At 35.7% G+C, this 22172-nt stretch carries 24 protein-coding genes; 9 read left to right on the forward strand and 15 right to left on the reverse strand.

Going from position 1 to position 22172, the window contains the following annotated elements; genetic code table 11:
* Positions 1 to 226: 226 nt before the first annotated feature.
* Positions 227 to 730 (reverse strand): GNAT family N-acetyltransferase, encoded by a 504-nt coding sequence (locus MHH59_RS14185; RefSeq protein ID WP_048516846.1) that lies wholly within the window; start codon positions 728 to 730, stop codon positions 227 to 229.
* A 105-nt stretch (positions 731 to 835) separates the two neighbouring features.
* On the opposite strand from MHH59_RS14185, the gene MHH59_RS14190 reads away from it, so the two are divergent.
* The gene (locus MHH59_RS14190; protein ID WP_003189790.1) at positions 836 to 1477 is read left to right on the forward strand and encodes an HD domain-containing protein; all 642 of its coding nucleotides are present in this window, start codon (positions 836 to 838) and stop codon (positions 1475 to 1477) included.
* Position 1478: 1 nt separating this feature from the next.
* Positions 1479 to 1751, forward strand: coding sequence for a hypothetical protein (locus MHH59_RS14195; protein WP_033713265.1), 273 nt, complete (start codon positions 1479 to 1481; stop codon positions 1749 to 1751).
* Positions 1752 to 1805: 54 nt separating this feature from the next.
* Here MHH59_RS14195 and MHH59_RS14200 read toward each other — a convergent pair whose 3' ends face one another.
* The 7 genes from MHH59_RS14200 to MHH59_RS14230 all read right to left on the reverse strand — a co-directional run bounded on the left by MHH59_RS14200 (position 1806) and on the right by MHH59_RS14230 (position 9489).
* Complete coding sequence (locus tag MHH59_RS14200; protein WP_002168216.1) at positions 1806 to 2171, reverse strand: carboxymuconolactone decarboxylase family protein; 366 nt, start codon at positions 2169 to 2171, stop codon at positions 1806 to 1808.
* 125 nt (positions 2172 to 2296) lie between these two features.
* Entirely contained in the window at positions 2297 to 3787 is a 1491-nt protein-coding gene (locus MHH59_RS14205; RefSeq protein ID WP_002185654.1) for an alanine/glycine:cation symporter family protein, read from the reverse strand.
* 132 nt (positions 3788 to 3919) lie between these two features.
* Positions 3920 to 5404 (reverse strand): aldehyde dehydrogenase family protein, encoded by a 1485-nt coding sequence (locus MHH59_RS14210; protein WP_002032614.1) that lies wholly within the window; start codon positions 5402 to 5404, stop codon positions 3920 to 3922.
* Positions 5405 to 5422: 18 nt separating this feature from the next.
* Positions 5423 to 6319, reverse strand: coding sequence for a 4-hydroxy-tetrahydrodipicolinate synthase (dapA, locus tag MHH59_RS14215; RefSeq protein ID WP_002127763.1), 897 nt, complete (start codon positions 6317 to 6319; stop codon positions 5423 to 5425).
* 22 nt (positions 6320 to 6341) lie between these two features.
* On the reverse strand, positions 6342 to 7283 hold the full coding sequence (locus MHH59_RS14220) for a proline racemase family protein (RefSeq protein ID WP_016120361.1): 942 nt from the start codon (positions 7281 to 7283) through the stop codon (positions 6342 to 6344).
* Positions 7280 to 8317, reverse strand: coding sequence for a proline racemase family protein (locus MHH59_RS14225; RefSeq protein ID WP_001257535.1), 1038 nt, complete (start codon positions 8315 to 8317; stop codon positions 7280 to 7282). Before MHH59_RS14225 ends, MHH59_RS14220 begins: the two co-directional genes overlap by 4 nt.
* Positions 8314 to 9489 carry an NAD(P)/FAD-dependent oxidoreductase gene (locus MHH59_RS14230; protein WP_016127121.1) on the reverse strand — a complete coding sequence of 392 codons (1176 nt, stop codon included), beginning with the start codon at positions 9487 to 9489 and terminating at the stop codon, positions 8314 to 8316. The genes MHH59_RS14225 and MHH59_RS14230 overlap by 4 nt, the downstream gene beginning before the upstream one ends.
* A 182-nt stretch (positions 9490 to 9671) precedes the next feature.
* On the opposite strand from MHH59_RS14230, the gene MHH59_RS14235 reads away from it, so the two are divergent.
* The 4 genes from MHH59_RS14235 (at position 9672) to MHH59_RS14250 (ending at position 13239) form a co-directional block, all read left to right on the forward strand.
* Positions 9672 to 11333 carry a sigma-54 interaction domain-containing protein gene (locus MHH59_RS14235; protein WP_003189777.1) on the forward strand — a complete coding sequence of 554 codons (1662 nt, stop codon included), beginning with the start codon at positions 9672 to 9674 and terminating at the stop codon, positions 11331 to 11333.
* 73 nt (positions 11334 to 11406) lie between these two features.
* Positions 11407 to 11682: a (2Fe-2S)-binding protein gene (locus MHH59_RS14240; RefSeq protein ID WP_003189776.1), complete on the forward strand. Its 276-nt coding sequence runs from the start codon at positions 11407 to 11409 to the stop codon at positions 11680 to 11682.
* Positions 11675 to 12007 carry a (2Fe-2S)-binding protein gene (locus tag MHH59_RS14245; RefSeq protein ID WP_033713751.1) on the forward strand — a complete coding sequence of 111 codons (333 nt, stop codon included), beginning with the start codon at positions 11675 to 11677 and terminating at the stop codon, positions 12005 to 12007. The genes MHH59_RS14240 and MHH59_RS14245 overlap by 8 nt, the downstream gene beginning before the upstream one ends.
* The gene (locus MHH59_RS14250; protein WP_002127769.1) at positions 12004 to 13239 is read left to right on the forward strand and encodes an NAD(P)/FAD-dependent oxidoreductase; all 1236 of its coding nucleotides are present in this window, start codon (positions 12004 to 12006) and stop codon (positions 13237 to 13239) included. The genes MHH59_RS14245 and MHH59_RS14250 overlap by 4 nt, the downstream gene beginning before the upstream one ends.
* Before the next feature lie 24 nt (positions 13240 to 13263).
* Here MHH59_RS14250 and MHH59_RS14255 read toward each other — a convergent pair whose 3' ends face one another.
* Together MHH59_RS14255 and MHH59_RS14260 are read right to left on the reverse strand one after the other, a co-directional pair.
* A complete protein-coding gene (locus MHH59_RS14255; protein ID WP_002127770.1) occupies positions 13264 to 13572 on the reverse strand; it encodes a YxcD family protein in 309 nt (102 codons plus the stop codon).
* Positions 13560 to 14009, reverse strand: a complete 450-nt coding sequence (locus MHH59_RS14260; RefSeq protein WP_002032604.1) for a hypothetical protein — start codon at positions 14007 to 14009, stop codon at positions 13560 to 13562. The genes MHH59_RS14255 and MHH59_RS14260 overlap by 13 nt, the downstream gene beginning before the upstream one ends.
* A gap of 257 nt (positions 14010 to 14266) precedes the next feature.
* Here MHH59_RS14260 and MHH59_RS14265 point away from each other — a divergent pair, with 257 nt between their 5' ends.
* Together MHH59_RS14265 and MHH59_RS14270 are read left to right on the forward strand one after the other, a co-directional pair.
* The gene (locus tag MHH59_RS14265; protein WP_016127125.1) at positions 14267 to 15031 is read left to right on the forward strand and encodes a DUF1836 domain-containing protein; all 765 of its coding nucleotides are present in this window, start codon (positions 14267 to 14269) and stop codon (positions 15029 to 15031) included.
* 232 nt (positions 15032 to 15263) lie between these two features.
* Positions 15264 to 15869, forward strand: coding sequence for a DedA family protein (locus MHH59_RS14270; protein WP_002032601.1), 606 nt, complete (start codon positions 15264 to 15266; stop codon positions 15867 to 15869).
* 35 nt (positions 15870 to 15904) lie between these two features.
* Here MHH59_RS14270 and MHH59_RS14275 read toward each other — a convergent pair whose 3' ends face one another.
* Positions 15905 to 16396, reverse strand: a complete 492-nt coding sequence (locus MHH59_RS14275; RefSeq protein WP_003189773.1) for a DinB family protein — start codon at positions 16394 to 16396, stop codon at positions 15905 to 15907.
* Positions 16397 to 16544: 148 nt separating this feature from the next.
* Here MHH59_RS14275 and MHH59_RS14280 point away from each other — a divergent pair, with 148 nt between their 5' ends.
* Positions 16545 to 16769 carry a hypothetical protein gene (locus MHH59_RS14280; RefSeq protein ID WP_033729255.1) on the forward strand — a complete coding sequence of 75 codons (225 nt, stop codon included), beginning with the start codon at positions 16545 to 16547 and terminating at the stop codon, positions 16767 to 16769.
* A gap of 47 nt (positions 16770 to 16816) precedes the next feature.
* Here the strand turns inward: MHH59_RS14280 and dltD are convergent, their stop codons facing one another.
* The 4 genes from dltD to MHH59_RS14300 form a co-directional block, all read right to left on the reverse strand.
* Positions 16817 to 17998: a D-alanyl-lipoteichoic acid biosynthesis protein DltD gene (dltD, locus tag MHH59_RS14285; RefSeq protein ID WP_002127775.1), complete on the reverse strand. Its 1182-nt coding sequence runs from the start codon at positions 17996 to 17998 to the stop codon at positions 16817 to 16819.
* 335 nt (positions 17999 to 18333) lie between these two features.
* Entirely contained in the window at positions 18334 to 19956 is a 1623-nt protein-coding gene (locus MHH59_RS14290) for a peptide ABC transporter substrate-binding protein (RefSeq protein WP_002127776.1), read from the reverse strand.
* 20 nt (positions 19957 to 19976) lie between these two features.
* Positions 19977 to 20978 carry a C40 family peptidase gene (locus MHH59_RS14295; protein WP_002185644.1) on the reverse strand — a complete coding sequence of 334 codons (1002 nt, stop codon included), beginning with the start codon at positions 20976 to 20978 and terminating at the stop codon, positions 19977 to 19979.
* A gap of 39 nt (positions 20979 to 21017) precedes the next feature.
* Positions 21018 to 22079, reverse strand: coding sequence for a dipeptide epimerase (locus MHH59_RS14300; protein WP_003189768.1), 1062 nt, complete (start codon positions 22077 to 22079; stop codon positions 21018 to 21020).
* Positions 22080 to 22172 lie beyond the last annotated feature (93 nt).

Genomic DNA, 22172 nt, shown 5'->3' on the forward strand with positions numbered 1-22172 from the left:
TTTAATATTCACCAAAAGACTTCAAAATTCCTATTTAAATAATACCTCTTATAAACCTATTAAAACCTTATACAAATTGGCCCTCAAATTGAACATTCAATATAAAGTTAATGAATGAAAAGAAAACCCCTATTATACAGGGGTTTATCAATCTTTTTATAAATCAATACTCAGACCTAATAACAACTTTGTGGTTTGAAAATATCCTTCTTTTTAAATAAAAATACTAAATCATTTTATAATAAATAACCGTTGCATCTAACTCACCATTCGGAGAAATTGCATACCCCGGTATTTTACCGGATTCTTGAAAGCCTAATGACTTGTACAATCTATTGGAAGAATCTCCTTCTCTAGTATCTAATACTAAAAGAGATCTGTTTTCTCGCTTTGCCCGTTCTTCTGCTTTTTGCATAAGTAAACGCCCAATACCATTTCGTCTATAATTCGGATGAGTCATTAACTTGCAAATTTCAGCTCTATGTATCCCATTAGGCTTTGTAACTAAATGTAATTGAATACTCCCTGCCACTTCATTGTTTATTTTAGCAACATACAATATCACTTCTGGTGCTAATACAGTTTGCCAATAATTTGTTGCTTCTTTTTGTTCCAGTGGAGGTAAAAAACCAATTGACGCCCCATCATTTACTACAGTTTTCAACAGTTCAGAAAGCTCTTCAATGTCTTCATCAAGTCGTTTAATTTCTTCTATTACTATACTTCGCATTCCTTTTCCCCCTTTTGTTTCATTGTAACAACTTTTAAAGAAGGAATAATGAAATTCTAAGATGAAATTATTAAATATATGATTTTTTAAAGAAAGGATACCTATATGAAATATATATTAGATAGGACATATGCAAGAGAATTACTCCAGTGGGCATATGAACAAAACCCAGGTCCGTGGTTCGATCATTCACGTAATGTTGCCCTTGCAACTGAAAAGATAGTTGTTGAACTTATTAATAATGGGTACGACCTAGATGCTGATATAGCATACAACGCTGCCCTCCTGCATGACATAGGAAGATATAAAGGTTTTACTAAATCTGTTATTCATTCCTATGATGGTTATATGTATATGAATGATTTAGGGTATACAGGAAACGCCATTATATGTGTGACGCATTCATTTCCTTGCAAAAATGAGCATTTAGATATCGCGGCAGAGTGGAGCATTGTTCCTGATTATATGGAAAGCCGATTAATTGAAATATTGAATGAAAACAGTGACTACGACTTATACAATAAGGTGATTACCCTTTGTGACGCACTTGCTGATGCGGAAGGCTTTACTACTCTTGAAAAAAGATTGGTTTCAGTTGGTTTACGTCATGGCACAACCTCTCACACTTCTTTACATTGGAAGGGATTCTATGCAATTAAGAAAGAATTAGAATCTTTAATTGGTAAGAGCATATACACACTTCTCCCTAATATAGAGACATCGATTTATAAAAATATAGAATATTAAAATGGGATTTGACTTGATAGAACATAAAGGTAACTTTGATTTTGGATATGAAGATATTGCGGGTATATCTCGGAAATGTAAATTTTCTAATTGTTCGCATACAAATGAACCACACTGTGCAGTAAAAAAAGCTATCTCTGACGGCATACTTTCTGAAGAAATATTTAATAGTTTTTATAGAAATTTAAACGAGGCACACTATGTTTCTAAACAGAGTAATAAAACAAAAGCTATCGACTATATGAAACAATTGAAACTCTTTCAAAAAAATTAGACTAAACTAGAAAGTCCCCCTTAAAAGAATATTTTAAGGAGGGCTTTTTCTTGTTTAATGATTTTGATGTTTCAATTCCACCAGACATTCTTGTACTAAGGTTACTGCCTGACTCATTGCAGCTCCCCCAGCAAACGCGGCTGAAACACCACAAGCTTCTAAAATTTCTTTATCAGAACATCCTTGGTCAATACAGCCCTTCGTATGATAAATCGTACAATATTCGTCTTGTGTTGCTAAACTAATCCCTAATGCAATGAGCTGCTTTTCTCTTTTAGTTAATGTACCCTCCTGAAAACATGCTTGTGTAAAAGCGTTATATGTTTCTGCAATTTCAGGGATTTGTTGCGTAAAATTCCCTATACCTTCTTTATAATCAAGTAATACATCATTTATAGAGCCATATTGTTGATTTTCCATCGTATATCCTCCATTCAATTTATTCACACTTACTTTAGTATGAGATAAAATAAAGGACATATACAAATATTTACTTTAAAAAATAGAATGAATTTTCAGTTTATTTCACTTTTAAATTTGCACATCTACAGTTTCAGCCCATTATCTACTGACACTTTTTCTTTAGAATTTTTCCTTTCAACCTCTTTACTTCTTTCTTCCCAAAATGTTAAACCTTCAATTCCCACATTTTTAGGATCAAACACTGGATCTTTCCCTTCTTTTTTCTGCGTTTCATAGTCTTTTAACACTTTTAATGCCGTTTTACTTAATAATAGAATCGCGATTAAGTTTAACCATGCCATACTACCGATTCCTAAATCTCCAAGGTTCCATAATAGCGAAGCTGATTCTACGCTACCGATGTAAACCATAATTAAAAACCCAATTTTCAAAACTGGTTTTAACCAGCTATATTTGAGGTCACGATCTAAATAAGTGAGTGTCGTTTCAGCGATATAGTAGTACGCGAGTAAAGTTGTAAATGCAAAAAAGAAGATTGCGATTGAAATAAATAATGGACCAAATCCTGTCATAACAGTTTCAACTGCTTGTTGTGTATAGATTGGACCTGCATCTACATTTCCCATATTCTTTACAATAGCGCTTTTCCCTTCAGGTATTACATTATACATACCTGTTATTAATATCATAAGAGCTGTCGCTGTACATACTACAATTGTATCAATATATACAGAAAACGCTTGAACTAGCCCTTGTTTTGCAGGATGAGATACTTCAGCAGCGGCAGAGCTATACGTTGCTTCTCCAACACCAGCAACATTTGAAAATACAGCACGCTTTACACCCCATGCAATAGCTGCGCCGACGATGCCGCCAAACATTTCATTTACACCAAAAGCACTTGAGAAAATTAAAGCAAACATACTTGGAATTTCCGTTACATTCGCAATTAATACGATACATGTAACAATTACATAACCAATTGCCATAAATGGAACTAGCATTTGAGAAACGCCCGCAATTCTCTTTACGCCACCAAAAATGATAGCTGCTAATAATACGACTAACAATATACCAGTTATATATTTGCTAATACCATTAGAATTTTCAAATCCAACTGCGATACTACTCGATTGAATACCTGGTAATAAAACGCCATATGATAGTGTTACAACGACCGCTACAATGACCGCAAACCATTTCATTTTCAAGCCTTTCTCAATGAAATATGGCGTACCACCACGGTATTCATTGCCTACTTTACTTTTATATACTTGTGCTAATGTTGATTCAACAAATGCACTAGCTGCTCCTAATAATGCCATCACCCACATCCAAAATACAGCTCCAGGTCCGCCGAAAGCGATAGCTGTCGCTACTCCTGCGATATTACCAATTCCAACCCTACCTGATAACGCCAAACAAAATGCTTGAAAGGATGATATCCCAGTCTCCGAGCTCTTCCCTTCAAATAATAGTTTAATCATCTCCTTAAAATAGCGAATTTGTAAAAAACGAGTTGCAATTGTGAAATACACTCCTGCTCCTAATGCGAAAACAACTAAGCCAATACTCCAAACTTGCCCTACTAACCATTCTACTAACTGCTCCATCCAAATCCCCCTTATAATTCTTTTGAAAAAGCAATTTTATATATAAGAAAACGGACAACTATTATTAAACCTTCCAGTTGTCCGCATCTCTCATTATTTCATCCCTCTATTTATTAACAGTTAGACTCTCTATTACTTTATATTTACCCAAACACTTTTCACTTCTGTATAGTTATCAAGGGCGTATGAACCTAATTCACGTCCGATACCAGATTGCTTATATCCACCAAATGGTGCAGCTGCATTTTCTAAGTTATAATCATTAATCCACACTGTTCCTGCCTTTAATTTATTGGCAACTTGATGTCCGGTTTTAATATTTTGTGTCCATACGCCCGCAGCAAGCCCGTAAGACGAGCGATTTGCTCTTTCAATTACTTCTTCTGTCGAATCGAACGGGAGTACAACGACAACTGGTCCGAAAATTTCTTCCTTAACGATTGTCATATCGTCTGTAACATTTGTGAATACTGTTGGCTGTACAAAATAACCTTTTTCAAATGCACGTTTACCACCAGCTGCAACAGTAGCACCTTCAGATTTTCCTTGTTCAATGTAATTTAGCACACGCTCTTGTTGTTTTTTAGATACGAGCGGTCCCATTTCAGTTTCCGCCTCCATACCTGCCCCTAGCTTCACGTTATTTGCCATTTTTACAAGTTCATTTACTACTATTTCATAATGCTTCCGATGAACGAAAACTCGAGATCCTGCGCTACAATTTTGACCATGATTATACATAATGCCTTGGAACGCACCGTTAATCGCTTCTTCTAAGTCAGCGTCTTCTAAAATGATGTTTGGTGACTTACCACCAAGTTCTAACGTTACATGTTTAATTGTTTCTGCAGATTGACGCATAATATATTTCCCTGTAACTGTTGAACCTGTGAAAGCTACTTTATCAATATCATGATGGTTTACAATTGCCGATCCTGCTTCAGGACCGAAACCTGGTACAAAGTTTACGACACCGTTTGGAAAACCAGCTTCTTTAAAAAGCTTCGCTGTATATAGTAAAGATAAAGGTGTTTGCTCTGCTGGTTTTAATACAATCGTACAACCCGTCGCAAGAGCGGCTCCCATTTTCCAAGAAGACATAACGAGCGGAAAATTCCACGGGATAATTTGACCTACAACGCCAACCGGTTCATGGCGTGTGTAATTTAAATAGTCTTTTGAAATTGGAATGGTTTGACCAATAATTTTTGTAGCCCATCCCGCGTAATAGCGGTAATTTTCTACAGTCGCTGAAATATCATCATCAAGTGCTACTTGATATGGTTTTCCATTATCTAAAGCTTCCAGCTGTGCTAATTCTTCTCTATGCTCTTCAATTAAATCTGCTAATTTATAAATAAGGTGTGCTCTTTCAGCAGTAGTCATCTCTGCCCACGGGCCTGATTCAAAAGCAAATCTTGCTGCTTTTACTGCGACATCAACATCTTCTTCTTGCGCTTCACATACGACTGCTAGAACATCTTCAGTTGCTGGATTGTATGTTTCAAACGTCTTTCCACTTATTGAAGAAACAAATTCACCATTAATAAACATTTTAATTTCTTCATTTAAAAACGCTTTCACTTTTGGTTTCAGCTCAATGTTTGTCGTTAACATATATACTCTCCTCCTTATTTAAACAGCTGCATGAGCTGCAATTTCTAGTAAAATAGCTTGAAGCTTTTGATCTTCTTCTTCAGTTAATCCTAATCTCGGATAACGTGAAGGTCCTCCGACTTGCCCATGTAATTCCATTGAACGTTTAACGATTTGCACATACTTTCCTGATCCTTCAAGAAACTCACAAAGAGGTAAAATAGCATCGTTCATTTCCCACGCTTTTTCTAATTCACCATTTTGAAAATGCTCATACATTTTCGTAACGAGTCCTGGAACGATATTTCCGGCTACTGAAACCCATCCCGATGCACCAACTAAATAAGATTCCATAACTAAATCTTCAGATCCGCAGAAGACTTGGAAAGCACCTTCACCTTGTCTTACTAAATCTCTCGCTTTTCGAATATCTCCGCTAGATTCTTTAATATGTGTAACATTTTTACACTCTTTTCCAATACGGAGCATTAACTCTGTGCTCATATCAACACCAGAAGTAAATGGGTTATTGTATAGCATAATTGGTATATTTACAGCGTTTGAGATTTCTTTAAAATGAAAATAAATCTCCTCTTCCTTCGGTTTACAATAGTAAGAGTTTATAATTAATGCGCAATCCGCTCCGTGCGCTTCTGCATGTTTCGTATATTCAATCGTTTCTTTCGTCGTCTCTGCAGCAGTTCCAACAATGACAGGAATACGGCCATCAACTTCTTTTAATACTGTTTCTACCATGTTAAATCGTTCTTCTTTTGATAAACTAACAAATTCCCCTGTACTTCCATTAATAATAATTCCAGCTACCTTTTGCTCAATAAAGTAGTTTACGTTTTGTTTTACGCCTTTCCAATCAATCTCTTGAAATTCATCCATCGGTGTTATTAATACTGGAAATGCCCCTTTAATTTTTTGCATCTTTATCTCTCCCTTTAACATATTATTTTAATAAGAAACCTGTTGGAAACGGATCAGTAGGATCTAATATAAATGTTTGCATACCTGTAATAAACCCTCTACTTTCAAATCGAAAAATGTATCCGAGTTCTTCTTTCTTCACTTTTTCTACTGTTATAAAGCTATTAAAAATACTTTCATTTCTAAAAGGTTTATCCGCTATATAATCATTTTTAAATAATGTATGAACATAAGACACAATAGTAGAAACAAAACCTGGTGAACGTACTATAAAGTTATCTTCATGAAATGTAATCGACTTTATATGGTTCTTTTCTTTTTGCATAGAATCTACTAAAATAAGTCTTTTTATTAATGACTGTTTTTGTATAGTTTGAAGTGTAGCTTCACCCCATTTTTTTAATTTAGAGATGTTTTCAATACTGATTTCTGGCGAATACGTATCTTTTTCTACAACTGCATATACTTTATCTGCCTGTATGAGAGAGTAACTTATATTACCAATCTTTAAATTTTTCTCAATCATATAACATAGTTTGCTTTCAATCGAAACAGATACAACTTCATCATTCTCTACATATGCATCGACTGAAAATATGCCAGATAGCGTTTCGATTTTGTATTGATTAGACTCTCTCTTTTTTAAATACCCGCTTTCTAGTAACATCGTTATTACTGCGACAATGCCTCCGTAATGAAGAGGAATGGATCCTTCATGATTAAAAAACAATACAGCTGCATCCACTTCATTATGAATAGAAGGAACGACAATACATCCATTTAAACCGATAAAACCACGTGGTTCATTTAATAAAAGCTTCATTTCTTCTGCTAATTCACCTGAAAATTGTTCATTTAATTGCTCCAAACTGTAATAGTATTTGCATGGTACGTCTTTCATTACACGAAACGCCTCGCCATTTACGTGTACGTCTACTGCTGTATACATTTTTTGAATGTTCATTTTACATCCTCCGTTTCATGTTCCATCGGCGGAATTAGCAAAAAGCCTTCTTTAAGTGGATCCTTTTCATTGTAAAAAAATCTATGCATACCCATAAGCCAAGCTGATCCCGTAATTTTCGTTACTACAGCTTCAATATTTTCTACATATGTTGTATTCATAACACACCCTTTAAATAAAGAACCTACAATACTCTCATGAACAAATTCTTCATCGATATCAATTTTTTTATGAGCATATAATACAGCTAACTTCGCTGATGTTCCTGTGCCGCATGGAGATCGATCAATTCCTCCTGGCGGAACAACAACTGTATTTTTCACATGCGCACTTTCATGAGTAGGATCTGTATAAAATTCAACATGTGTTAATCCTCTTATAAACGAATACTCTGGATGAATGATTTCAAACTTCTCATTAATTGTATTTCTAATATGAATAGCCTTATCAATGATTGTAGATGCGTTTTCTGGTACTAACTCTAAACCTACTGACTTCGCATCGATAATGGCATAAAAATTCCCTCCATACGCAATATCAGCCTCTACAGTTCCAATTTCTTCGACGTGTACAGAAATATTTTTCAGTAAAAAAGCTGGTATGTTACAGAAGGAGACTTCTTTCGCTTTCCCATCTTGAACAGAAATATCTACTTCAACTAAGCCAGCTGGTGTATCTAGCTTTAAAGAAGTAACCGGTTCAATTACTGGAATTAAACCTGATTCAACTAAAGCTGTACATACACCGATTGTATCGTGGCCACACATCGGCAAATATCCACCTGTCTCTATGTATATAACACCTATATCAGCTTCAGGATGACACGGATCTGTTAATAGTGCTCCTGACATTACATCATGACCACGTGGCTCATTCATTAACAATTTACGAATCCAGTCATACTCCTTTTTCATATGTAACATCTTCTCTGCCATCGTCTCCCCAATTAACTTAGGAAGTCCGCTAATTAATGTCCTCGTTGGATTCCCGCCCGTATGTGTATCAATCGTCGTAAAGACTCTTTGTGACCTCATCCGTTTAACACCCTTTCTGTAAAACGACTCAAACGAAGTTGTTCAATAGGAATGATTGTTTCTTTGTCATTTAATAACTCTTCAATTACTTTCCCGGTTACTGCTGCAAGACTAATTCCATCACCTTCATGTCCTGCTGCTATAAAGTAGTTCGGAATATGTTCCACTCGTGAAATTATCGGCAAATGATCTTCTGTCCACGGGCGTAATCCAGCATATGAACGAATCACCATCATATCTGCCATTTTCGGATAAAAACGAATTGCTCTATTCGCAATACATTTAATAACCTCGTTATTTATCTTCGTATGAAAACCTACAAACTCTCTACTACTACCAATTAAAAAATTTTGGCTTTCTGTCGGTTCAAATACAAGTGCCACCCCATACTTTTCAGTTAAAGCATCCACTTTTCGTTTTCCACCAAATTTAGAAATTAAATAACCAAATTCCATTACTTTACGGCAGCCAACGTGTTGTTGCCTTGAAGCTACAATAATATGTCCCTTTCTCGGTTCAATTGGGATATTCACATCTAACATTTGTCCGATTTTAGGAGCCCACACACCGGCTGCGTTCACCACTTGTTTCGCAGTAAACGTTCCATTTGTCGTTTCTACAATAAAGGAACCGTCTATATCTATTTTTATTTCTTTCACTTCTGTATGATTAAAAGCTTTCGTACCAAATTTCTTCGATTCTGTAAGAAGTGAAAAAGCAAGAAGATATGGATTTACAGTCGAATCAGTTGCGCATTCTAAACCACCTAATAAATCATCCGCAAAAAATGGTGATTCCTCTCTTATATCTTGCCTATCAAGCATTCGAAATGGTAAACCAGCCTCTTTTTGACGATTTACCCATTGATGCGCTGCCTCCATCTCTTCGTCTGATTCACAAACGAGAATACTTCCTGGCGCCCTATATTCAAATGAATGCTCCAACTCTTCACTTAAATCCGTTACTAATTTTTGACTTACTAACGACATTTGACTATCAAACCCTGGGTCTTTATCAATAGCCAAAATGTTCCCATCACACCGTGAAGACGTCCCACTGACAAATTCTCCTTTTTCGATGATTGTTACGTCTCTTCCGTATTTTGATGTGTAGTACGCGATAGAACAGCCTATAATACCACCGCCTATTATTAAAACGTCACAGTGTCTCACATAGCACCCCTCCTTTCTCCTAAATCTCTCACTTTCTATTTATGCAATTGGTGTGCCAACTCTACATACAGAACTATTTATATGAAATAATTTTTATTTGTAAAAATATTTTAAATTTATCGTAAATAGGTGTATTATTTTTTTATCACTGTCTAAATTTTTATACATAATAGGAGGGCAATATGGCATTTTCATTCCCAACAATAAAAGAGTTAATAAAAATTTTGTCAATTGATTGTACAAGTATCGTTAAGCGCATGAAACAGGTAGGTGAAAAATTTTATTACCTCCATTCACCTACTGAGGAATGGAGGTGCGCAGTTATATATGAAGATGACTCTTTCACTACTTTAATCGACGCATTTTCTCATGAACTAGCCGTTGTCATCATTAAAGAAAATCAAGAGCCTTTATGCTGTATAACTGCTCAGCAAATGATTCCTTTTCTTTATAAGTATTACAATGAACTACTAGCTTTTTATAACACTGTTATTCAAACGTCTGATTCTTCTGTTACAGTCATCGACGATAAAGAATGCGTTCGTACTTGGACAGATGGCGCTGAAAAGATTTTTTCAGTGAACCATAATGAAATTATCGGACAACCCATTACCCGTTTTTTTGATTATAAAGATTTAGAAATTCTACAATCATTACATGACGGAAAAAGCATAATTGCTCAGTTCCATCAGCCACGTCCAGATTTGTTCGTATTAATTAATTCAAACCCAGTTTATTGTAACGATGAAATTATAGGAGCAGTCGTTTCTGAAACTGATGTTACAAATCAAGTCGCTTTGAATGAAAAACTATTTAATATGTCGCATGAAATGCACCGATTAGAACAAGAAGTAGCAAAATATAAAGATACATCCGATCCTTTCCTTGCGATGAATGGAAAAAGCCCTGTTATACAAAGAACGATTCAATTAGCTAGAAAGGTTTGTTCAGTGAAATCCACGGTTTTAATACTCGGAGAAAGCGGAGTTGGAAAAGAAGTGTTTGCGAAAGCAATTCATGAAGCAAGTGAGACAGCAAATGCCCCTTTCATTTCAATTAACTGCGGCGCAATCCCAGAAGCGTTATTTGAAAGTGAATTATTTGGTTACGAGCGCGGGGCTTTTTCTGGTGCAAATAGTAAAGGTAAGAAAGGTAAAATAGAACTCGCACAAGGTGGTACTTTGTTCCTCGATGAAATAGGTGAAATGCCGCTCGATATGCAAGTGAAGCTTTTACGTGTACTGCAAGAACGAAAGTATTACCGAGTTGGCGGAGAAAAAGAAATAAATATTGATTTCCGCATTATCGCTGCTACAAACCGTGATTTACAAGAAGAAATGAGAAAAGGAACTTTCCGAGAAGATTTATACTATCGCTTAAATGTAGTTAGCTTGCTTATTCCACCGCTGCGCGAAAGACGAGAGGATATTATCGAATTGACGTACTCCTTTTTAAACGATTTTTCAATAAACTATAACAGGCCTATTCGAGACTTACCTTCAAATATTATGCATGAACTACTTCATTACAATTGGCCTGGTAATATTCGCGAGCTCCGAAACGTAGTTGAAAGACTCGTCGTATTTGCGACAGACGGCATTATTAAACAAGAATATTTACCATTTCATACAAATGAAACTTTAGACAATCATACAGCTCAATCCCTATTACTCAGCAACAATAATACGATTCTTTCTTTACAAGAAGAAATGGATGAGCACGAGAAAAAGGTAATTGAAAGAGCCTTACGCATTTTAGATGGTAATAAATTAGAATGTGCGAAACAACTTGGCGTAACGAGGGCCACTTTATATAACCGTTTAAAAAGACTAGGGTTACAATAACCCCTCTCCTCCTCTATATTGGCATAGTTTTTGCATAATAATTTATGTAAACCGAACTAGAGGAGGAATACATATGACGAATAAAGAGAACTTAATTGTTTGTCGTTGTGAAGAAGTTACATACGGACAACTTCAATCGACAATTGCTGAATATAATTGCTCAGCTCGTGAGCTAAAACTAAGAACACGTGCTGGTATGGGTTTTTGCGGCGGTAGAACATGTAGAATGACGATAGAACGAATGGTAGAAAATGCGAATCCTAACATATCCCAAAATGAAATTCCATTAAAATATCAACCACCCGTGCGTGCAGTTACTTTTGGAGCGGTAGGTGAAAATCATGAGTAGAATTACAAATCACCCTATTTTAGGTAATTTAAATAATAATCAGCACATCACTTTTCAATTTAACGGTCAACAATACGAAGCATATGAACATGAAACGATAGCGGCCGCTCTACTTGCAAACGGAATAAGAACGTTAAGAGTACATGAAGATAGCGGAACTCCGCGAGGTATTTATTGTAATATCGGGCATTGTTCTGAATGCCGCGTGACTGTAAACAATCAAACGAATGTACGAGCTTGCTTAACTGTAGTTGAAAACGATATGGTTGTTGACAGCGGAAAACAGCATCCAAATATCGTGAGAGAGATGGTGAAAAAGCGATGATCGATGTAATTATTATTGGTGCAGGACCAGCAGGATTATCAGCTTCCATCTCTTGTGCACGTTTTGGACTTAACGTACTTGTTATTGATGAATTTATGAAGCCGGGCGGGAGATTGTTAGGACAGTTGCATCAAGAGCCTACTGGGGAATGGTGGAACGGAATAGAAGAATCAAAACGTCTTCACGAAGAAGCAAAATCCCTTTCAGTCGATATTCGGTGCGGTGTTTCCGTATATAATTTAGATAAAGATGAGAGTTGTTGGTTCGTGCATACAAATATCGGTACGTTAGAAGCACCGTTCGTACTAATTGCTACTGGGGCTGCGGAGTATTCTATTCCCCTACCCGGTTGGACACTTCCAGGGGTTATGTCAATTGGCGCAGCTCAAGTTATGACAAATGTTCACCGCGTTCAAGTTGGTAAAAAGGGAATCATTATCGGTGCTAATATTTTGTCATTCGCCATTTTAAACGAATTGCAATTAGCTGGCATCACAGTGGATCATATTGTAATCCCTGAAAAAAGCGAGTTAAGCCAAAAGGCCGGTGAACCAGAAGAAGTTTTAAAATCGCTCTTAAATGCGGCTCACCTCGCCCCATCTCCCTTCCTACGTATAGGTAGCCGTTTTATGAAATATGATTGGATTCGAAAAGCTGGATTAACATTTTATCCAAATAGCGGCATGAAAATAAACGGGACGCCGCTTCATCTTCGTAAAGCTGCACTTGAAATTATCGGTACAGATCAAGTAGAGGGTGTACGTGTTGCTAACATTGACTCTAAAGGGAATATTATTAACGGATCAGAAAAGATCTATGAGGCAGACTTCGTTTGTATAGCCGGAGGTTTATATCCGCTTGCTGAGCTTGCCGCTGTAGCAGGATGCCCTTTCCATTACATTCCAGAATTAGGCGGACATGTTCCACTTCATTCAGAAGAAATGGAAACCCCTCTTCCAGGTTTATTTGTAGCTGGAAATATTACTGGTATTGAAAGCGGAAAAATCGCGATGGTGCAAGGGACAGTTGCAGGTCTATCTGTCGCTAAACATGCAAGTGAGAAACTTGACGTAGTCGACCAACAATTACAACAAGCAATTCAAAACGTTCACTCTGTTCGTCAAAAAGCAGCGATTCAATTTAATCCAATGATTGATGTTGGTAGACGGAAGATGAATGAACTTTGGCGTGATTATTCTTCTACATATGCACATACTAAAAAGAGCTGCTGAGATTACTCTCAACAGCTCTTTTCACTACTCGTCCGAGTTATTAAATTTCGCTAATGCGTAAATGCCTTCTTCATCATCTAATTCAAGTTGCAATCTTGCTGCAAATGAATTGACGTTGTATTCTCGATCAAGCAACAAGCGTAGTGCTTCGATTAAGTTTGCTTGAATTAAAATTTGCTGGCGACCATTTACCTCTACTTCTGCAGAGAAACCGTAGTCATCATCATACATTAGTTCAACTGAAACTTCTTCTGGACCAACTTGTCGTTTTTCAGCGATATATACGCAAAGTGCATTTATAAGTTCTTGTTCAGAAATTTTTATTGTTTCCATGCTACTTCATCTGCCTTTTTCTTACGTTGATCTTTGAAGTATTTAAATGCACGAACTGCTAACATTACGATACCAGCCATTACTAACATATTTACCATAAACGCTAATACAGAACCAAGTGCTCCCATATTTGCAAATAAGCTACCCATTAGTAAACCACCAAGACCACCTAGTAATAGGCCTTTCATAAAGCCACCTTTATTACTTTTTGGCGCTGTGTTTGTTGCTTTTGTTTTTGAATCAGTTGTCGTTTTTTGTGAATTCACATTAGAATCTTTTTTGTTTAAATCAACTTTTGACTTTTGACCTGAACTTGGTGTATATGATTTTTTACCAGATTTGTAACTTTTCGCTGCCGCATGATCTACGAACATAAAGCTACTAGCCCCAAAGATAACCATGAATGCTGTCATTACTGCTACAAGTTTTTTCAACATATTATATCCATTCTCCTTTTATATAGATATATGTGAAATCTATCTTTCTAGTAAATTCAGAATGATAGATTTGTTTTAAAACCATTTTAAAGGTTCTTATGAACTTATTATATGAACTTTTGTCGAAATATGCAAGCATTATTTACTTACGACAATTTCATGACATAGGAAAAATTAAGCAAAACGGAATTGACTTTAAATGAAACAAAACATATTATAAGTTCATAAGAACTTTTTATAATTTTGGAGGTGAAAAGATGGAAACATTTCATCTCACACGAAACGAAATGGCAACGCTCCTTCTATCACTAAGAGGATGGAATACGAAGAAGCCTCTCGGCATTTTACAAGAAGCTTGGGCAAAGTCACATAAAAAAGATATTGAAAGCGGACAAAGCGTTACTGCTTTTATTACAACCGCACTTTCACCTATTTTTGAAAAATTGATTAAGATTGACGATACGGATGTCGGTTTTTCTTTAAATGAAATAGTTGCGCTTGGCAATCAGATTGAAAACACGAGTTTCTCTGTAACTGCTATGCAAAACTGGGTGAAACGAGATATAAAAGAAATGATTGGCTCCCCTCAAAAAGGGAAGAAATACTCAATCGAACAAGCAGCATTACTATTCATTGTCGAAGATTTAAAAACAGCGCTTGATTTTGAATCTATTCGCAAACTATTACGACTCATCGTAAATGACCCGGCCGATCGAAGTGATGACTTAATCAATCCTGTTCATTTGTACGGAGCATACTCTTCTCTATTTGAAGAACTCAATCAAGGGAATTGCTTACAATTAAATGCAACAGACACAATCCATACAATTGAAAATATCGTGAAAGAAAGAGCTGATAAAATTGCAAGCAATTTCGATCAGGTTAACAACGAACAACGCGAAGCAATTCGTAACGCCATTATTATCGCCACCCTTTCTGTACATACCGCATATGTACAAATGTTAGCGAAACGTTACGTAACAGCAACTTTGTTTTTACAAAATTTAGAAGTGAAACCGTAAAAAATAGGAGCAGAAATGCTTCTATTTTTTTATGAGAAATTTTTAATAATCTTTTCATTATCTCTTCATGAAAACTGGGCTTATATCCTTTACTATAATACTTATGAGAGACATAAAAGAATTGAAATGGCAATCCCCTATATAAATAAGGTATAATCTACATATAGTGAACCTTTTATATTGTTAAATAAAGGGGCTTATATTCAAAATTCATAAATTAGAAGGTGCAACAATGTTAAGTAGTTTTATTCATTCAGTATTAACATTTTTTGAGGGATTAGGTTATTGGGGCATAATGCTTGGACTTATGATTGAAATTATTCCAAGTGAGATTGTCCTTGCTTATGCGGGATACTTAGTATTCAATGGTAGTATCTCATTTGTAGGCGCAGTTATATTCGGTACAATTGGTGGGGTTATTGCCCAAATCTTTGTTTACTGGATTGGTCGATATGGTGGTCGCCCTGTATTAGAACGTTACGGTAAGTATATTTTCATACATAAAAAACAAATGGATGCTGCTGAAGATTGGTTTAATCGTTACGGAACTGGCGTAATTTTCACTGCACGTTTCATTCCTATCGTTCGTCATGCGATATCAATTCCTGCTGGTATTACAAAAATGCCATTACTACGTTTCACTACATTAACAGCACTTGCGATCATCCCTTGGTCTATCATTTTCATTTATTTAGGTGAGAAACTAGGTGAAAATTGGGAGAATATTAACGATATTGCTGGACCGTATGTGAAATCGTTCGCTATCGGTGGTGTTGTACTTATACTTTTATATTTCGTAATAAAAAAGTGGACAAAAAAACGTAAAAATCTTGCTTAAGATTATAATAAAAACCGCTATAAATTCATGTAGAATTATAGCGGTTTTTTATTATAGGCTTGTTTATATATTATAAATTGCATTATTTCTTCTTTATGCTTTAAGTCATGCTGAATGAGTGATGGAAAATAATCGTTTAACCTCACTCTTTTTGTGCCGAATTGATAGTCACCATTAAAATTCTGGGCAGGAATTTGATTAATTTGATCAACTAATTGTTTACGAGTAAAGCTGAATTGATCTAATAGTTCTTCTTTTGAAATACCGGATCTCGCATATTTTATTGCACCCTCATTCATTTCCTCAACACCTGTTGGAACATTGGATACAGATTGTCCGCTTATAAAGTATGGAATTCTAAACTTCATTAAAAACTCATCCCAAACGATTAAATGTGAAATCACATCCGCGGTTCCCCATGAACCTTTTCTAAAAGGTTTAAACCATACATCATTAGTTACATACTTCAACGTTTGGCACCAATCTATTAGACTTAACTTTTTTTCTAGAATACTTTCTTTCTCCATAATTCATTCCTTCCTCTTTCACACTAATAATCGATTCATATATAACTTCTAGACATTACATAAAAACCCCTCCAGTCTAAGATTTACATGGATAAGCAACAATTCCACTATAAAATACGTATAGTAACTCAAAAAGGATTGATTCCCTATGCATTGGCAGCAAAAAGCACCATACTTAATCGGACGCCCTGTTGGTGTTTCTCTCATTAATGGGCAAGGGACATCCGGCGTTTTATGCGGCGTTCAAAATAATCAATTATTTGTTTACGAATACCTTTACCAAGCCCAGTTCGCCATGAAACATTATGACTTTAGACAAATTCAAGATATACACGTCTTTCCAAATTGCCCACACCAAAATCCTCTATACTAAAAAACAGGAACGGCTTTATTGCCATTCCTGTTTCTATTGTTTATGCATTATTTTTCAGAGTAAAACTTCTGCACTGCTTCATCAAAATAGATCCATCCTTTCCAGCCTAAATGAATCGTATCTTTTAAGAAATACTTATCATATTCATGGCTAGAAAAATCGACTACTGGGTATCCCGCTTTCTCAACTTGATCGCGAACCTTATTGTAATACACATCACGACGTTCTTTTGGGAAACCAGCGTAATCATACCACGGTCCGTTTACAGGCACAGAAATAAAGAGTGGTTTTACATTTTTTTCTTTGAAAAGATCTAAAACAATTTGTAAGTCATCATATTCTGGTGAATCATCATACGATTCATTTGCTCTAAAGTTTTTTAAACCTTTTAATTTTTTCTTTAAATTATGTTTATAATAATATGGATTTTCAATTCCGAATGTATTTGTTGTGGATCCTACTTTACCTTCTTGTTCCGCATGTTTACGTGCATCTTCCCAAGAAAGCGAACGTAATCCCATATTTGTTTCCTCTTTCATCGGTTCGATCTTAAATAGAGAGTTAAATAAATCTCGATGATCTAAAATGTTCCGGTACATATACGCTAGCGGTTTAGCTAGTCCAGCTTTTATGTTATGTTTTGTATCGTTATATACAATACTTTCTAGCGAACTACTTAATATCGCATCCTTACGAACAACTTTATAATCTAGTAAACGTTTCGCGATTTTTTTCTTCATTTCAGGCTTTATTTCGTCATTAAAAATAAAGTGATAGGCTTGTTGTTTGGAGAAATTATTTGTAAAATCCCCTTGTGATACACCGGTTTTTGTAAACCATTGTGGTGAAAGAACAAAGACTACCTTTTTACCTTCTAATTCATCCATTGTAGACGTCATATTTAATATATGAGCCAAGCTTTGCGTACCACCAGTCCCTATTAAAAATGGAGTAAAACCTGCTGGATTTACTCTAAAATAGTTAGATGGATGATATGCATCCATTCGTAAAAACTCTGATGAACCATACATCGGTAAATACTGCGAATTCTCTAACATTTTCTGTTGCAAGAAAACACTTTGTAATTTCTCTTTTTGTAAGGAAGTTGCTGCATCTTCTATCTTTTTATCGCTTATTAGTGACACTAAACTCTTAGATGGAATAAGCAATACAATGAAAAAGAGTACACAGGCTAAAATAATTGGTCCGAAAGCATGCTTCATCTTCATCGTTTATTCCTCTTTCTATTGCTAATAAATTGTAACCCTTGTTTATGACACGTCATCATTTTTCTCCTTTTTTCTATACATGTCCCATTCTATTTATCTATTGTATACATGTATGTATTCCTCTCTTTTCTCTGCAAATTCATACATTCATAGAGAAAGAAAATGTTTCCAAAGAAACATGTTAATTATACAAGATTCTACATAAATTTCACACTGGAATTTATGTAATAATTTTATTTTTAAGCTATGAAAAAACTTATAAAATGTCTATAATTCATTTGAATCTATAAGAAAAAACAGACTATCACATACGTGAAGTCTGTTTCTCCATCACTTTATTTTTGTACATCTGCCCATTTTAAACTTGTAGCTGGACCGAATTGATGTACATATAATTCTTTCACATATGGTTTTTGTAAGTAAGAAAGACCGCGCTGGAATACTGGTGCAATTACCGCATCATCAAGGAGCACTTTTTCCGCATCTTGCAGTGCTTTCCAACGAGCTTTTTCATCATTACCTAATTCTGTTTTAATCTTCTTAATTAACGCATCATATTCTGGATTTGCATATCCTGTATTATTTACGGTACTTCCCGAAAGGAAAACTTCTAAGTATGTCATTGGATCTGGATAATCAGGTAACCAACGTGATAACGACATTTCGTATTCTTTTTTCTTCTCTAACGCTAATTTTTGCGTATGTGGTTGTAATTTCACATTTACTTTTAGCCCCGGTAAGTTTTTCTCAAGCTGTTCTTTAATATATTCGCCTACCTTTTTAAAGTTCTCTAAGTCATAGTTTAATAGTTCTAACGTCACTTCATTTGTGCCTGTCTCTTGCTTCGCCTTTTCCCAATATTCTTTCGCTTGTTTTACATCCGTCTTATTAAACTCACCTGCCGTACTTCTAAAATCTTTCTTATCTGGTCCTTTTAAAAATCCTTTTGGTACGTAATAATTCGCAGCAACTGATCCGTCATTTAAAAATGATGTCGCCAAGCCCTTTTTATCAAACACTGTACTTAGCGCAAGACGTGCATTTTTATTTTTAAGAATCGGCACATTTTCATTGAAACGGAAGAAATACATAACCGGATCTGTATATTGTTTCAACTCTTTATTATTTTTATATTTATCTACGAATTCTGTTGAAATGACAGCTCTATCAACTTTATCTGTCTCATATAAATTTACCGCAGTTGAAATTTCTTTAACAATTTGATAGTTTACTTCATCTAACTTCACTTCTTTTTTATCCCAATATTTATCGTTTTTCTTCATTGTAAAGCTCGCTTCGTGCTTCCACTCTGATAATGTAAACGGCCCATTATATATCGCTTTATTTGCCTCTAACCCGTATTTATCACCTTGCTCCTTCGCATATTTTTCATTAATTGGATAGAAAGATGGTAAAATGAGTAGTTTCGTAAAATACGGTACAGGATGTTCCAGCTCTACAACGAACGTTTTATCATCCTTTGCTTTCACACCTAATTCTTCTAAGCCTAATTGTTTCTTATTTATCTTCTCCGCATTTTTCACATCGTACGCGATATATGCATATTGAGAGGCTGTATCTGGATTTATAAGTTGCTTCCAAGCATATACGTAATCATGAGCTGTTACTGGATCTCCGTTAGACCATTTCGCATCACGTAAGTGGAATGTATATGTCTTACCATCTTTACTCACTTCATATTTTTGTGCTCCCGCTTGAATCACTTCATCATTTTTCGATAAACGGAATAACCCTTCCATTACGTTATTCAAAACGTTAAATGATACCGCATCTGTTACTTTCCCTGAATTTAATGATGGAATTTCACCCGTTTCTAGTAGTTGTAATACTTTCTTCTCATCTTTCGGCTTTGTAGCTGTTTTTTCTTTAGCACAGCCTACTAAAAATGAAGATACAAGTAGAGTACTAACTAATGAGTAGCGAACAACCTTTTTCATATAAAGCCCCCCTATCTTTTTTAAGGTAAGTAACGACGAGCACCAGCGTATTCTTCTATATATCCTGGTGTATTTAGCGGTATAATTTCTACCGATCTTTCAGCCTTTGGAGAGTGAATCATATTTCCATCACCAATATACATGGCAACGTGATGAACACTACCTTTTCCTTGATTATGTGCAAAGAATATTAAATCGCCCTTTTGTAGGTTTTCTTTATCAACCGCAATTCCTGCTTTTGATTGTGGCCCAGAATCCCTCGGTATTGTAATGCCATGTGATTTATAAATCGTATGTGTAAATCCAGAGCAATCAAATCCAAAACCACTTGTACCAGCCCATATATACGGTAATCCTAAAAACATTTTTCCGGTGTTTATTAAGTCATCAGCGGTTGGAGTCGGAATATCATTTTGAGAATGGTAAACAGTTCCATCATTTTTCCGTAGCCACGCCTTCTGACCATTTGGCAACAATACGCGGTATGAGATCGTATCTTCACTTAATAGCGGTAAACGCGTATTATAACTGACTTCTAGCGATTTATGTTTTTCAGAAGGGTTAATATATACAATTGCTGTCGGTTTCGTTACTAATACAAAAGCTTCGTTTGTTTTATCTGCAAATTCCTGATTATACGTTAATTGTTTTTCAGGCATCCACCCTGGATACCCTTCTTCATTTCGCGGCGTTGGCTGTCCGTGCACTAGTACTTTTACCCAATCACCTTTTTTATCAATTACTGTTACTTCTTGACCGAGTAGCGCTTGCGTTTCTAATTTATTTGCACTCGTTAACCAAAGCTTCTCATCTAGCGTCATTGATTTCGTCCACTTCCATAAATCAACTGGATTTGTCGCACTCGGTGCATCAATTGGTCGTAATGAATCTGGTGCAGTCCATAACGTTGCAGCAGATACATCTATAAATGCTTTACTATCCTTCTTCTCTTCAGCATTCACCGAAGTAAACGATGAAAATATAAATAAAGTTGTTAAAAATGCAGTTCCTACTTTTTTCATATATATCCCCCTTATAAGATAGTTTACTAGGTACTACTTCTAAGATTGTATATTCACTATAGAATGCAGGTTTACCTTTGGACCAGTGTAAGTCATCCCTTCTGGCTCTTCTACTAACCATAACGGTGCATCAAGATCAAAGTAATGAATATTCGGATGAGCCGCAGCTAAATGGGCAACAGCGCTAACTGAAAGTGAAGATTCCATCATACTTCCGACCATACATTTCACACCTGCTGCTTCCGCAATATCCGCAATTTTCCATGCTTCTCGTATGCCGCCGCATTTCATTAATTTAATATTAAGTAGGTCTGCATATCCTCCTTGGACAATCTTTAATGCGTCTCTTGCCGAAAACATACTTTCATCTGCCATAATAGGCGTTTGTACATTGTCCTTCACGTACTTTAATCCTTCCCAATCTTTCGCATGAACTGGTTGTTCTACAAATTCTATATTTAAATTTCTATTCTCCAATTCTCTAATAATAGAAACCGCTTCTTTCGGTTTCCATCCTTGATTTGCATCTAAACGTAACGTCGTATTCTTTGGTACTACATTTCGAATTGCCTCTATGCGTTCTAAATCTAAATGTGCCTCTTTACCCACCTTAATTTTTAATGTTTGGAATCCCTTTTCGATATGCTTTTTCGCTTCTTTTGCCATTAATAAAGGCTCATCAACACTTACTGTAATATCAGTATAAATCTCTTTCTTCCCACCTAACAATGCATATAACGGTATGTTGTGAAATCGACAATATACATCGTATAAAGCCATATCTACCGCCGCTTTCGCACTTGTATTTCCTATACAGCTCATTTGAATGTGTAACAATAACGTTTGAAATTGCAGCACACCTTTATCAACTAATACGGAGCGAATTGGCCCTAATATTGCTTCCTCAATCCCGTTGGCAAAATCACCTGTAATAACTGGTGTTGCTGCAGCAGCTCCTTTTCCAACAATCCCTTCATCTGTATGAATAAACACATCTATACTTTCGATTTCCGTTACAGTGCGAAGCGCAGTTTTAAACGGTGTATGAAGCTTTACATGTCGGCGGTTTACCTTCACATCGGTAATTTTCATTTTGTTCATCCTTTCATTGTTTATAGAGTGATACTTTAATATCCGGGTGGCTTTTCCGTTAATGTGAAACAAAAAAATCCAGCCATAAGAAGATTCTTACGG

This window comes from Bacillus sp. FSL E2-0195, assembly GCF_038003645.1.
Lineage (GTDB): Bacteria > Bacillota > Bacilli > Bacillales > Bacillaceae_G > Bacillus_A > Bacillus_A mycoides.

Bases quoted from the DNA above. Each gene is read 5' to 3' on its own strand.
- MHH59_RS14185 (WP_048516846.1), bottom strand. From the start codon at position 730: ATGCGAAGTATAGTAATAGAAGAAATTAAACGACTTGATGAAGACATT.
- MHH59_RS14190 (WP_003189790.1), top strand. From the start codon at position 836: ATGAAATATATATTAGATAGGACATATGCAAGAGAATTACTCCAGTGG.
- MHH59_RS14195 (WP_033713265.1), top strand. From the start codon at position 1,479: ATGGGATTTGACTTGATAGAACATAAAGGTAACTTTGATTTTGGATAT.
- MHH59_RS14200 (WP_002168216.1), bottom strand. From the start codon at position 2,171: ATGGAAAATCAACAATATGGCTCTATAAATGATGTATTACTTGATTAT.
- MHH59_RS14205 (WP_002185654.1), bottom strand. From the start codon at position 3,787: ATGGAGCAGTTAGTAGAATGGTTAGTAGGGCAAGTTTGGAGTATTGGC.
- MHH59_RS14210 (WP_002032614.1), bottom strand. From the start codon at position 5,404: ATGTTAACGACAAACATTGAGCTGAAACCAAAAGTGAAAGCGTTTTTA.
- dapA (WP_002127763.1), bottom strand. From the start codon at position 6,319: ATGCAAAAAATTAAAGGGGCATTTCCAGTATTAATAACACCGATGGAT.
- MHH59_RS14220 (WP_016120361.1), bottom strand. From the start codon at position 7,283: ATGAACATTCAAAAAATGTATACAGCAGTAGACGTACACGTAAATGGC.
- MHH59_RS14225 (WP_001257535.1), bottom strand. From the start codon at position 8,317: ATGAGGTCACAAAGAGTCTTTACGACGATTGATACACATACGGGCGGG.
- MHH59_RS14235 (WP_003189777.1), top strand. From the start codon at position 9,672: ATGGCATTTTCATTCCCAACAATAAAAGAGTTAATAAAAATTTTGTCA.
- MHH59_RS14240 (WP_003189776.1), top strand. From the start codon at position 11,407: ATGACGAATAAAGAGAACTTAATTGTTTGTCGTTGTGAAGAAGTTACA.
- MHH59_RS14245 (WP_033713751.1), top strand. From the start codon at position 11,675: ATGAGTAGAATTACAAATCACCCTATTTTAGGTAATTTAAATAATAAT.
- MHH59_RS14250 (WP_002127769.1), top strand. From the start codon at position 12,004: ATGATCGATGTAATTATTATTGGTGCAGGACCAGCAGGATTATCAGCT.
- MHH59_RS14255 (WP_002127770.1), bottom strand. From the start codon at position 13,572: ATGGAAACAATAAAAATTTCTGAACAAGAACTTATAAATGCACTTTGC.
- MHH59_RS14260 (WP_002032604.1), bottom strand. From the start codon at position 14,009: ATGTTGAAAAAACTTGTAGCAGTAATGACAGCATTCATGGTTATCTTT.
- MHH59_RS14265 (WP_016127125.1), top strand. From the start codon at position 14,267: ATGGAAACATTTCATCTCACACGAAACGAAATGGCAACGCTCCTTCTA.
- MHH59_RS14270 (WP_002032601.1), top strand. From the start codon at position 15,264: ATGTTAAGTAGTTTTATTCATTCAGTATTAACATTTTTTGAGGGATTA.
- MHH59_RS14275 (WP_003189773.1), bottom strand. From the start codon at position 16,396: ATGGAGAAAGAAAGTATTCTAGAAAAAAAGTTAAGTCTAATAGATTGG.
- MHH59_RS14280 (WP_033729255.1), top strand. From the start codon at position 16,545: ATGCATTGGCAGCAAAAAGCACCATACTTAATCGGACGCCCTGTTGGT.
- dltD (WP_002127775.1), bottom strand. From the start codon at position 17,998: ATGAAGATGAAGCATGCTTTCGGACCAATTATTTTAGCCTGTGTACTC.
- MHH59_RS14290 (WP_002127776.1), bottom strand. From the start codon at position 19,956: ATGAAAAAGGTTGTTCGCTACTCATTAGTTAGTACTCTACTTGTATCT.
- MHH59_RS14295 (WP_002185644.1), bottom strand. From the start codon at position 20,978: ATGAAAAAAGTAGGAACTGCATTTTTAACAACTTTATTTATATTTTCA.
- MHH59_RS14300 (WP_003189768.1), bottom strand. From the start codon at position 22,079: ATGAACAAAATGAAAATTACCGATGTGAAGGTAAACCGCCGACATGTA.